Source organism: Variovorax sp. GW821-FHT09D07 (assembly GCF_059416345.1).
Genome location: NZ_JBWKOY010000001.1, coordinates 1,113,060 through 1,124,582 on the forward strand (window position 1 = coordinate 1,113,060; position 11,523 = coordinate 1,124,582).

Sequence of the window (11,523 nt, forward strand, 5' to 3'; positions counted from 1 at the left end):
AGCTCATGGCCACGGCTTCCGCTGTGCTGCTGGCCACAGGCCTTGGTGGCGCCGCGCCCCACGCCGAGGCGCAGTCCGCGTACCCCAACAAGCCCGTGCGCGTGATCGTCGCCTTCACCGCGGGCGGCACCACCGACATCCTCGCGCGCGCCGTCACGCAGCAGCTGTCGGAGAAGCTCGGTCAGCCTTTCGTCATCGACAACAAGCCCGGCGGTGGCGGCAACATCGGCACCGAGTTCGTGGTGCGCGCGCCGGCCGACGGCTACACGCTCATCGTCAACTCGGTCGGCCCGATGGCCGTGAACCAGACGCTCTACAAGAACCTGCCATACGACCCACTCACCGACCTCGTGCCAGTGGTGCAAATCGCCGACGTGCCCAACGTGCTGGTGGTGAACCCCGAGGTGCCCGCCAAGACGATGGAAGAGTTCATCGCCTACGCCAAGGCCAACCCCAACAAGCTGAACTACGGCTCGACCGGCGTCGGCACCTCGTCGCACCTGTCGAGCTACATGCTCAGCCAACGCATCGGCGCCGAGACGCTGCACATTCCCTACAAGGGCGCCAATGCGCTGAACGACCTGCTGGCAGGCCGCGTGCAGTTCATGTTCGCGACCATTCCCTCGGTGATCTCGCACATCCGCGCGGGCAAGCTGCGCGCCATCGCGGTGAGCAGCCTGAAGCGCTCGCGTTCGTTGCCCGATGTGCCGACGGTGGCCGAGAAAGGCTTCGCCGGTTTCTCGGCGGGCTCGTGGTTCGGCTTCTTCGCGCCCAAGGGCACGCCGGCGCCGGTGATCGCGCTGCTCAACAAGTCGGTGAACAACGCACTGCCCTCGCTCGAGGCGCAGATGATCCGCGAAGGTGCCGACCCGGTGGGCGGCACGCCCGAGCAGTTCGGCAAGTTCACGCGGCAGGAGTATGAGAAGTGGAAGCTGATCGTGCGCGAGTCGGGCGCCACGGCCGAATGAGTTCGCCGCCGCTGCGTCTCCTGATGACGCCCGCGGCCGTGCAGCAGGCCGGCATCGGCCTGGCCGACGCACTCGGCGGCCGGGCACATGTGGTGGTCAATGAAGGAGACGATGCCGACATCGCCTTCGTCTCGCGCGACGTCACCGGCCTCTCGACCAAGCACCAGGTGCTGCCCCACACGCAGCAGTTTCACGATGCCTTGCGCAACGCGCCGTCGCTGCGCTGGGTGCACGCGCACTCGTCGGGTGCGGACCGGCCGGTGTACGGCGAGCTGCGCGCACGCGGTGTGGAGGTGACGACCTCATCAGGCGCCAATGCGGGGGTGGTGGTACAGAGCGCGCTGGCCGGAGTGCTGATGCTGGCGCGGCAGTTTCCGCAACTGCTCGAGGCTCAGCGAGCCCACAAGTGGTCCCCCCTCGTGGACAGCGGCTTGCCACGCGATCTTTCAGGCCAGACCGCCGTGGTGGTTGGCTGGGGTGCAATCGGCAACGGAATCGGCGAGCTGCTCGCCATGTTGGGTCTGCGTATTGTGGCTGTGCGCGGCAGCAATGTTGAGGCGCCACCTGCTCAGTTCAGTGTGAGCTACGAGGCGCTGCGCACGGTACTTCCAAATGCCGACTGGCTAATATTAGCTTGCCCGTTGAGCGACCGCACTCAACGCCTTGTGGATGCATCGGCGCTTGCATTGCTGCCTGAAGGCGCACGGCTCGTCAATGTCGCACGAGGCGAGGTCGTCGACGAGACGGCGCTGACCGAAGCGTTGCGCTGCGGAAGGCTTGCTGGCGCGTACCTGGACGTATTCGTGCATGAACCCCTTCCTGTTGCATCACCGTTGTGGGAACTGCGGAACGTGATTGTCACGCCGCACACGGCCGGGCATTCAGACGGCAACGAAGCACGCATCTCGGCCGTGTTTCTGCAAAACCTTAGCCGCTGGATTAAGGGACGCCCCTTGATCAACAGAGTGCCCTGATCGGTAGTCGGCGGCCATCGTCAGCACGAACAGTTGGTCGGCCTTCTTGACACCGCGCACCATCACCTGTCGGATGGGACCGACGAACTTGACCCAGCGAAGCCTTGCTCGATGAGCTTTCGCTTGCGCTGCAAGATCGCATAACCCTCGCTCTGAGCGATCTCGTCGGCCGCCGCCGAGCGGAGGCTCGACTTGTTCTGTGCGACGTGTGGCGTGACCGTTATGCGACGCAGCGCCTCGTGCACTCGCCCACGTCGTCGCCTTTGTGGGCGTGGATAAAAAGTTCGCATGCCACAGGTGGCTGGTCAGCCAGAGCTCGTACGCACTGCCACGGAACTCTTCTATAGCGCTCGCATACTGCGAGCCGCGAACACGCTTTTAGCTAAGCATTGCGAAAGCTGAAGTGAAGAAGTCAGCGCCTCCGAAGTTGCCCGACTTCAAGGCGATGTGGATGTCTGCGTCCGACACCGTTGAAGCGTGGCACCACGGTACGCCAGGCGAAATCTGAGGACCGATTCTCAACCGTTGGATCCCGAGCGCCTGTACGCATGCGCCGGACGTCTCGCCGCCTGCGACGACCAGTTGACGGACACCCTGCTCGACCAGCCCGCGCGCAATCTTCGCCAAAGCATCTTCGACAATCTGGCCCGCATTCTCAGTTCCCAGCCGGGCCTGGACCTGACGAACTGCAGCGGGTTCGGCAGTCGCGTACACCAAAAAGGTGCCATGTCGAAGGCTGCCTGAAGCCTGGGTCAGGACCTGACTAACGAGATCTTCGCCATCTGCCAGCCTGAGCGGGTCGATGGCAAACGACGCACCCCCACGCCCTATGAAATCCGCAACCTGAGCATTGGTCGCGACTGAGCAACTTCCTGAGACGATGGCACGCAGCCCGGTGACTTCGGGAAGCTTCGCAGCCGGGTCTCCAGGAAAAATGCTGAAATTTTGCGGCAGGCCAATCGCCACTCCGGAACCTGCGGTGACGAGCGGCATCGACGCCAAAGATCGCCCGAGAGTTATCAGATCGGCATTGTCCGTCGCATCGACCACCGCAATGGAAACTGCATCCTTGCGCAGCGCCTCGATCCGATGTCTGACCGCGTCCGCTCCGGCGCGGACCGTCGCAAGGTCAATTAGCCCCACTCGCCGCGTCGTCTGGGATTGCAGTACTCGAACGAGGTTCGAATCTGTCATTGGTGTGAGCGGATGGTTCCTCATACCAGACTCCTGGAGCAATTCATCCCCGACAAACAGATAGCCCTTGAAGACTGTTCGACCAGTTTCTGGGAAAGCCGGACACGCAATCGTGAAGTCGCTATCGAGCGCCGTCATGAGTGCATCGGTGACAGGTCCGATGTTTCCGAGCGAAGTCGAATCGAACGTCGAGCAGTACTTGAAGTAGATCTGCCTCGCGTCGTGCGCCTTGAGCCAGTGCAGAGCTGCCAATGATTGGCCGACGGCGTCCTTCGCAGCAACGGTCCGCGATTTGAGGCTGATGACGACAGCATCGATTCCATCGTCAAGCGGCGAGATCGGAACTCCTATGGTCTGAATTACCCGCATACCGCTTCGCACAAGATTACTTGCAAGATCCGTCGCGCCGGTGAAATCGTCGGCAATGCAGCCAAGCCTGATTTTTTGATGAGTCATTGTCAAATACGCTCATAATGAAATGTGAAGCCGCAACTGCCCAACCCGTCGGAATCTCATGACGACGCTGCTAGCGGCACATCTAGGGCCTTGCACAGATGGTCCGCGAATGCGCGTGCACTAGAAGGCAATGAGTTGAAGTCGTACGCGACGATGAAAATGACGGAATGGTCCCGCTCGTCTGATGGAGGGACCAAGCGTCAACCCTTCTTGCCGCGGACAGATTTAAGGAACCTGGGAACCACTCCAGTGCCCATCTCCTCACCATCATGCGATAGACCGCGCTGGCCACGCTCGACCAGCTCCACCTAGCATCCCTCAAGCTCACCCAAGCGTTTGCTCACGGGCGACGGCACGATGTTCTCCAGCGCTGCCACTCGGCCGACGCTACCTTCCTCGACCATGACAACGAACACCCTGGCCGGCGCGGAATCGACTTTTCGCACGGCAATGCTTAGGTTGACAGCCCGCGCATCCAACCCATCCCCTCGACGGTTCCCGCAGACGGAAGGTACTCGCATCCGATCCATCCGGACCACTGCGATTGGAGCTCCTCAAAGACCTTTTCGAAGCGGATCTCGCCCGTCCCTGGCTCGTGCCGCCCAGGGACATCCGCGATCTGAACATGGGCGGCGTACGGTAGGCTTCGACGCATGCGCTCGATCAGATTGCCCTCGCCGCGTTGAAGATGGAATAGGTCCAGCATGAGTCCAAGACGGTCGCGCCCCAGTTCATCGATCAGCGCAATCGCCTGGTCCTGACGCTGCAGCAGATAACGCGGACGGTCGAGCGCGTTGAGCGGCTCGATCATCGGCCGGCAACCGTAGCTCCCTGCGATGTCAATCGCTCGCCGCAGGTTGGCCCGATAGGTGTCCCAGGCGACTTCTGCTTGAATATCCGATCGCGGTTGCCCCGCCATGACGTGCACGTTCCGGCATCCGATCGTTCGCGCGTACTTCATAGCCTCTTCGACGCTGGTCTCGAACTCGCCGACGCGGTTCGGCTCAACAGCCAACCCCCAGTCACCCGCCGCAGCATCACCGGCCGGCGAATTGATGCCAACACATACGAGCTTGTTCAAAGCTAGCTCATCAGCGAATCGCTCGGCCTCCACTTCGTACGGAAACCACACCTCCACTGCTTGAAAGCCCACGGCACGCGCTGCAGGAAGTCTCTCAAGGAAGGGCAACTCCTGGAACATTGTCGAAAGGTTGGCGGAGAAACGTAACATGCTTTTTCTTTAAGAAGATCCGACCTCTAGAGACGATCTCGGCTTGGGGTTTTGGTTGGATAGAGCGCTAGTGCGAAGCGCCTGTGCGACACCCCATTCATTGAGCACTTCTTTGGTGTGCGCGCCATGTTCTGGCGCAGCGCGCCGTACGCTCGCAGGCGTTTCTGACAGCTTTGTCGCAAACCCCAGCATCCGCACGTTTCCATGGCCCGGATGTGGCACGTCGATCACCCACTCCTGGTGCACCGTCTGCGGGTCGGTGAAGGCTTGATCCAGATCCTGAACGATGCCGCACGGCACGCCGGCATCGTTGAGCGTCTGAAGCCAGAAGGCTTGCGACTGCTTTTTCAGTTGCTCATCGACCAACGCATGGATAGCGCGTCGGTTCTTCACCCGCAAGGCATTCGTCGCAAAGTCGGGCTGACTAAGAAGATGCGAGAGATTGATCTCCGCCAGAAACTTGCGCAGCACTGCGTCCGTGCTCGGCGCAATTGCCAAGTCGCCGTCTGCTGCAGAAAATATGCCGTACGGTGAACTAATGGGGTGGTCGTTGCCCTGCCTTTGGGGTATCCGGCCCGTCGCGAGATGATCAGCAGCAAGAAAGGCGAACATGCTCATGATGCCGCCCATCATTGATGCTTCCACTCTCTGGCCAGCTCCATTGAGTTCGCGGGCACGAAGGGCGTTCACCACGCCGAAGGCACAATACAAGCCTGCCACGAGGTCAGTGATCGGCGGACCGCTTCGCATCGCCCGCCCATCAGGATCGCCGTTCACACTCATGAACCCGCTCATGGCCTGCGTGACGAAATCGAATGCCGGCCGGTCGGCGTAGGGCCCTGTCGATCCATAGCCGTTGATGCTCGCCACGATGAGATTTGGATTGATCGAGCGCAGCCTTTCGTCGCTGAATCCCATTCGCTCCAGAACGCCCGGCTTGAAGTTCTCGACCAAGACGTCGGCCTTCGCCAAGAGGGCTGCCAGCGTTTTCAGCCCTTCCTCGCTGCGAAGATCCAGCACGATGGATCGCTTGTTTCTGTTGAAAGCTGCAAAGTACCAGCTAACTCCATCGCGCATCTCGCCAATGCCGCGAATCGGGTCGCCATCATTCGGCCCCTCGACTTTGACGACATCCGCCCCCATATCTCCGAGCATCATGGTACAGAAAGGACCGGAAAGGATTCGGGTCAGATCGACCACCCTGATGCCATCAAGCGGAGGTCTTGCAATATTGGTCATAGTCGCGCTCTCTCTTGTCCATCGGCAGTCGCCACATCGTTGACGGCATGCACACGCAAACGAGGATCCGCGCGCATTCCATGTCCGACAAAGTGCTCGCCCGAACACCCCTCGATATTCAGTGCGACGTCGACGACTTTGTTTAGCTCGACGCCGACCCCGCCTTCGATCATCTTGTTTATGGGTCCTGTCTTTTGAACTGCAGGCACGATGGATATCTCGATTCGCAGGCCGTCGGGGGTGCCGACCTCGATCATCCTGACCCGTCGGCCCGCTGCTGCGCTTAGCGTGTTGAACATTCAATCTCCAGTGCTTGCGGAACATCACCTGCGACCGCGCCAAGAGGCTGGCCTGCCTCAGTCGATCTTGACGCCGGTCTCGGCGATGATTCCTTTCCAGGCCACGTAGTCGGACTGCACCATGCGCGCGAAATCTTCGGGCGACGCCGGCTTCGGCTCCAGGCCCTGTTCGCGAAGCAACTTTGCAACTTCAGGGCGCCGGACAATCTGATTGACTTCGGCGTTGAGTTGGGTGACCACCTCCGGACCCAGACCGGCAGGCCCCAAGAGGCCGTACCAGATCTGAACGTCTACATTTCGCACGCCCAGTTCTGCGAGCGTCGGGACATTCGGAAGCGACGGACTGCGTGTCGCGCTGCTGACCGCCAGAGGCTTGAGCTTACCGGCCTGTATCAGCGAACTTGCCGAGGCGATAGATGAACCAACCAGATCGATCTGTCCGCCTAGCAAGTCGGTGAGCGCCGGAGTGGATCCTTTGTAGGGAACGTGCTGGAAATGAATGCTGGCTCGTTTCCGCATCAACTCCGTCGTGATATGGGCAACGCTTCCAGAGCCTGAACTCCCCATCGTCAGCGAGTCGGGCTTAGCCCTCACCGCGGCAATAACGTCGGCGAAACTTTGGTACTTCCCGTTCGCCGCGCTCAAGAACACCACTGGCGATCCGCCGATGTAGGCCACGGGACGGAAGTCCTTCACCGTGTCGAAGGGAACCTTCTGCAACCAAGGGGCCAGAATCAGATTGTCTTTTTGGCCGATGACAAGATCGTAACCAGCCGGGTTTGCCCGACTGACCTCGGCTACGCCGATTGTTCCGTTAGCTCCCGGTCGGTTGTCGACCACCACAGTCCACTGCTTGGTCTCCGTGAGCTTCGCCGCGATCGTACGCGCAATGAGGTCCGTTCCGCCACCAGGTGGAAATGGCGATACAAGCCTGATCGGCATTGTTGGATAAGTCTGTGCATGGGAAAGGACAGACGTGGCGAGCAGCAGCGCCACGCCAAGCATTCGGCGGATCATCGATTAGTCTCCTTTTTCAAGTTGGGCGCTTGCACCATTCCGAAAGGAAGGGATGGGCATGGTAGTGGGCCAACTCGGCTGCTCGCAAATGAGCATTCCAGCGCCCTCCCCTCTCGAAAATAGATGGGTCCAGCATCCCAACTGGCATCGGCCTTGATCGAACAGGCGTGCATGGAACCGCCATTGATGGCAAAGCCAACTGCATGTTGAACCGGAGAGATCAAACAAAGTTCGTCAACACCGCGAATCCGGTCGTGCGTCTCTACTACGATTCATCGTTCGCCTCGGTGATACCCACAAGTAAGCCGACGTGCAATCCGGACAGCGAAGTCTGCCCCCCAGCAACGATCAACTAGCGCGCAAGTTCCTCCCGCGTGAGCGAGGAAATGTTGCTCAAGAATACGGCGCTGTGCGATGCCTTGGTCTGGCACAACGCGAAGAATCTCAAATGAATGTGCAGCCCCTTGGAGCAGCGAGACGGAAGCAACGCGGGGGCGCCGCGCCGCATTCCACGGGAGAGAACGCACCGGCCTTTGAAGTGCCCTCGGGCGCCTGCGATTGCCACATGCATTTCTTCGACCCGGCGCTGCCGTTCGCGCCGGGACCGGTGCTCCAGCATGGACTCGCCAGCCCTGAGGACTATGGCAAGCTGAAAGGCCGGCTTGGCATTGACCGGAACGTCATCGTTCAGCCGTCTAGCTACGGCCGTGACCATCGTGTACTCCTGACGGGTCTCCGCAGTCTCGAAGGCACCGCGCGAGGTGTCGCTGTCGTTGGCCCTGATGTCAACGAAGCCGAGTTGCGAACACTCGACGACCATGGCGTCGTCGGCGTGCGCTTCAACCTCGTGCAAAAAGGTGCTAACACTGCGGCGATGCTGGAAGACGTGGCAGCAAAGATCGCGCCGTTCGGCTGGCACCTTCAGCTACATGCACATCCAAAGGAACTTCTAGACTTGGCCGACAGGCTCCTCGCCTTGCCCATCCCCGTGGTCATCGACCACTTCGCGTTTCTTAACGTGGAGCCGGAACTGACTACTGACGTTGCAGGAGCTACTCACCGGCTGCTGGGCAGCGGTCGGGTGTGGATGAAACTCTCTGCCCCCTACATCGCGTCGCCTGACTCCGACGCCTACGAAGACCTCGACGCGTTTGTGCGACAGCTCGCCGACGAGTCACTGGACCAGCTGGTGTGGGGCACCGACTGGCCCCATGTAACCATGCGCCAAAAGCCGGATGACGCCGTCCTCATGAACCTGCTCGCACGCTGGCTGTCGCACCATGAGTGCCGGCAGGTGCTCGTGGACAACCCACAGCGTCTGTATCGATCTTGACCACTGAAACTCGAGGCCCCTGGCGGTTGCCTCTGAATTCAGACCGCCCCCACCCCTGCAATGGCACGGCACAATGCGTCCATGCCAAACATCGCCTCGATCCTCAAAACTGAAATCTCCCGTGTGGCTCGCAAAGAAGTACGCGCCGAGATCGAAACGCTCAAGAAGGCATCAGTCGCTTATCGCGCGTCGATTGCTGAGCTGCGCCGCCAAGTGAATGCGCTTGAGAAGGAGTTGCGTCATGTTTCGAGGGGCGCGGCACTTCGGGGCACAGCGCCTGATTCGGTCAATGAAGCGACTGGAGACAGGAAGCGCCGATTCAGCGCACCCAGGTTGGCGGCGCATCGCGCAAAGCTTGGGCTGTCCGCTGCGATCTATGGGCAGTTGGTTGGCGTGTCCGGGCAAACGATTTATCACTGGGAGCAAGGCAAGGCACGACCGCGGGCGGCGCAGCTCGAAAGCCTTGCGGCAGTGCGAGACCTCGGCGCACGCGAGATTACGGAGCACCTAGCGACGCGATAGAGCCAGACCGCAGCAAGAATGAGACGGCAGAACTCGGGTCCGCGCGAGCTTCTGCAGTAGCCGGCCACTTACCTTCGAGATGCACGACGCGGATTCGAATACTCATATTCGGTGCGCTGTGGACCTTCAACCCGGCAATGCTGGACTCGTTGACGGCTTGAACGTCTTCGGGATGCCGGCGGCTGCCACTCCGCTTCGCAAGATCTCATCGGGCAAACTTTCGGCTAGAAGCTGCCGTGCTCCAATCAGCCTCGGGAGTTGAACGCCCGTGGTGTAACCCATGCTTTCAAGAAGGAAGATGAGGTCTTCCGTCACGACATTGCCAGACGCATTCGGCGCGAAAGGACACCCGCCGAGCCCGGCGAGACATGCGTCGAAGCTTCTGATCCCTTCATCAAGGCCCGCGAGAACGTTAGCGAGTCCGAGCCCCATCGTGTCATGCAGATGCAGCTTGGTAAGCGTCGCGCCGACCCGATCCTGCACACCACGAACCAACGCCCTGATCTGGGCAGGGTGGGCGTAGCCGACGGTATCCGACAAAGTTATCTCATCGACACCAGTGGCCTGCAGCGCAGCAGCAACCTCGACTACTCGAGCACCGGAGACGTCGCCCTCCATGGAGCAACCGAAAGCCGTCGCAACGGCCGCATCAATGCGCATGGGTCGTGACTGCGCGCGCACCCAGTCTACGATGCTACGGACGGCCTCCACTTGAGCGTCTGTGCTCTTATTGACATTAGCCCGGCTATGCGTTTCGCTCGCCGACACTGGAATGCAAAGAACATGGGCGCCCGCTTCGTGAGCAGCTATCGCACCTTTGAGATTCGCAGCCAACGTGCAGACAGTCAAACCATCGATGTTTAGCGCGTCCCGGACAATCTCCGCAGTGTCGGCCATCTGAGGGACGAGTTTCGGATTCACAAAACTGCCAACTTCTACTTCCTTCAAGCCTGATGAAGCGAGCTGCCGTATCCAGCGCTTCTTGGTTTCTGTCGGCATGATCTGCTGAGCCATTTGGAGCCCGTCGCGCGGGCTGACTTCGCAAACATTAACGTGTTCTGTGGGCATGCTTACTCCTGGTTGGTTGAGGTATCAGACGGGACTGATCTGTACTATGCTTTGAGGAAGTCGGTCGTTATCCAAGTCACTGCCGCGACGATGAAAGTATTGAGGAACTGCATCCCAAGGCAGCCTCTTTCCGACCAAACGCCGTTGTCTGAACTCGATCTACCGAGGGCCCGGGCGGCGTGGCAGCCGATCCCGACGAGCGGTGCACCAAGGCCGATACCCATCTCAGGTGTAAGTGGTGCAGTTCGCCATACTGAGTTCGGCCATTGGTTTTCAGGTACCACGTAGGTGACCCACCTCGCGTATTGCGTCGAACATCTGTTTGGCGTCCGGGTGTCTATTTGCGAACTCGCGCAACTCGGCCAACGTCCTCAAATCAACGCCGCTTTCAATGCCCAAATCCTCCAGAAGCGATGCGACACACTCGACGGAAACATTGCCATCTGATCCGATGACGAAAGCGTTTCCACCTATTCCCCCCAATGTTGCGTCGAGTCTGTCAACCCCGGCCGCGACCGCTGCAGCGACATTGGCGAGTGACGAGGAGCCGTGCAGGTGTGCTGTGAGCAGCGTTCCTGATGCAACAGCGCGCACACGGGTGCACAGAACGCTAACCGCGTGTGGATTCGCGCGGGCGAAGGTATCGGCGAGCGTAATGGCGTCGGCCCCTGCCTCAATCGCCGCTGCGACCAGGTCAAGCACTCTTGCATGCTCGATATCCCCCTCAAGTGCGCATCCGAAAGCAGCACTGATACCTGCTTCGATGTGAGCATTCGGATCGATTTCATCGCGTAGCGCACAAATTCGCTTCAAATTACCGAGCATTTCATTGACTGACCGCCCCGTGCTTGCGACGCAGTACCTCTCGCTCGCGGAAAGGGGCACTATCACTGTGGTCGCGCCGTCGAGCATGGCGCGCTGACTGCTCTTCAGATCATGCGCGAACACGGACACGTTGAACTCTGAAAGCGTCGATGCAAAGGCAACCACCTCCGACGAATCAGCCATTGGTGGCGCAAGTTCAGATGCCCGATAGGTACCGACCTCCATCTGGCGCAGTCCGGCTGCGTAGGCGAGCAAGATCCAATCACACTTGAATGTGGTGGGCAGCACCGTGCCGCAAGCCTGCACGCCGTCCCGCAGCCCAACCTCGCGAACGCCCACGCGCCGAGAAGAAACTGATGCGCCCTGTCTTGACTGCAGATCAACTCGTTCCATTGCT

At 60.2% G+C, this 11,523-nt stretch carries 11 protein-coding genes and 1 pseudogene; 4 read left to right on the plus strand and 8 right to left on the minus strand.

Annotated elements, in window-relative coordinates; all coding sequences use genetic code 11:
• The first annotated feature begins 5 nt into the window (after positions 1–5).
• Together AC07OX_RS05025 and AC07OX_RS05030 are read left to right on the plus strand one after the other, a co-directional pair.
• Positions 6–968 carry a Bug family tripartite tricarboxylate transporter substrate binding protein gene (locus AC07OX_RS05025; protein ID WP_495260406.1) on the plus strand — a complete coding sequence of 321 codons (963 nt, stop codon included), beginning with the start codon at positions 6–8 and terminating at the stop codon, positions 966–968.
• Positions 965–1,942, plus strand: coding sequence for a D-2-hydroxyacid dehydrogenase (locus AC07OX_RS05030; protein WP_495260108.1), 978 nt, complete (start codon positions 965–967; stop codon positions 1,940–1,942). Before AC07OX_RS05025 ends, AC07OX_RS05030 begins: the two co-directional genes overlap by 4 nt.
• On the opposite strand, the pseudogene AC07OX_RS05035 reads toward AC07OX_RS05030, so the two are convergent.
• The 6 genes and pseudogenes from AC07OX_RS05035 to AC07OX_RS05060 form a co-directional block, all read right to left on the minus strand.
• Positions 1,850–2,228 (minus strand): annotated as a pseudogene (locus AC07OX_RS05035) (hypothetical protein); the annotation flags it as partial. The gene AC07OX_RS05030 and the pseudogene AC07OX_RS05035 sit on opposite strands and share 93 nt — an antisense overlap.
• A 92-nt stretch (positions 2,229–2,320) precedes the next feature.
• Positions 2,321–3,592 carry a 3-oxo-tetronate kinase gene (otnK, locus tag AC07OX_RS05040; RefSeq protein ID WP_495260109.1) on the minus strand — a complete coding sequence of 424 codons (1,272 nt, stop codon included), beginning with the start codon at positions 3,590–3,592 and terminating at the stop codon, positions 2,321–2,323.
• A 454-nt stretch (positions 3,593–4,046) separates the two neighbouring features.
• Positions 4,047–4,823 (minus strand): hydroxypyruvate isomerase family protein, encoded by a 777-nt coding sequence (locus tag AC07OX_RS05045; protein ID WP_495260110.1) that lies wholly within the window; start codon positions 4,821–4,823, stop codon positions 4,047–4,049.
• A 9-nt stretch (positions 4,824–4,832) separates the two neighbouring features.
• A complete protein-coding gene (locus AC07OX_RS05050; RefSeq protein WP_495260111.1) occupies positions 4,833–6,062 on the minus strand; it encodes a CaiB/BaiF CoA transferase family protein in 1,230 nt (409 codons plus the stop codon).
• Positions 6,059–6,361 carry a hypothetical protein gene (locus tag AC07OX_RS05055; protein WP_495260112.1) on the minus strand — a complete coding sequence of 101 codons (303 nt, stop codon included), beginning with the start codon at positions 6,359–6,361 and terminating at the stop codon, positions 6,059–6,061. Before AC07OX_RS05055 ends, AC07OX_RS05050 begins: the two co-directional genes overlap by 4 nt.
• A 57-nt stretch (positions 6,362–6,418) precedes the next feature.
• A complete protein-coding gene (locus AC07OX_RS05060; RefSeq protein ID WP_495260113.1) occupies positions 6,419–7,378 on the minus strand; it encodes a Bug family tripartite tricarboxylate transporter substrate binding protein in 960 nt (319 codons plus the stop codon).
• A gap of 565 nt (positions 7,379–7,943) precedes the next feature.
• On the opposite strand from AC07OX_RS05060, the gene AC07OX_RS05065 reads away from it, so the two are divergent.
• Both AC07OX_RS05065 and AC07OX_RS05070 read left to right on the plus strand, forming a co-directional pair.
• Positions 7,944–8,711 carry an amidohydrolase family protein gene (locus tag AC07OX_RS05065; RefSeq protein WP_495260114.1) on the plus strand — a complete coding sequence of 256 codons (768 nt, stop codon included), beginning with the start codon at positions 7,944–7,946 and terminating at the stop codon, positions 8,709–8,711.
• An 81-nt stretch (positions 8,712–8,792) separates the two neighbouring features.
• The gene (locus AC07OX_RS05070; protein ID WP_495260115.1) at positions 8,793–9,233 is read left to right on the plus strand and encodes a helix-turn-helix domain-containing protein; all 441 of its coding nucleotides are present in this window, start codon (positions 8,793–8,795) and stop codon (positions 9,231–9,233) included.
• Positions 9,234–9,359: 126 nt separating this feature from the next.
• Here the strand turns inward: AC07OX_RS05070 and AC07OX_RS05075 are convergent, their stop codons facing one another.
• Positions 9,360–10,301 carry a hydroxymethylglutaryl-CoA lyase gene (locus tag AC07OX_RS05075; protein WP_495260116.1) on the minus strand — a complete coding sequence of 314 codons (942 nt, stop codon included), beginning with the start codon at positions 10,299–10,301 and terminating at the stop codon, positions 9,360–9,362.
• Positions 10,302–10,574: 273 nt separating this feature from the next.
• On the minus strand, positions 10,575–11,519 hold the full coding sequence (locus AC07OX_RS05080; protein WP_495260117.1) for a hydroxymethylglutaryl-CoA lyase-like TIM-barrel protein: 945 nt from the start codon (positions 11,517–11,519) through the stop codon (positions 10,575–10,577).
• Positions 11,520–11,523: the final 4 nt, after the last annotated feature.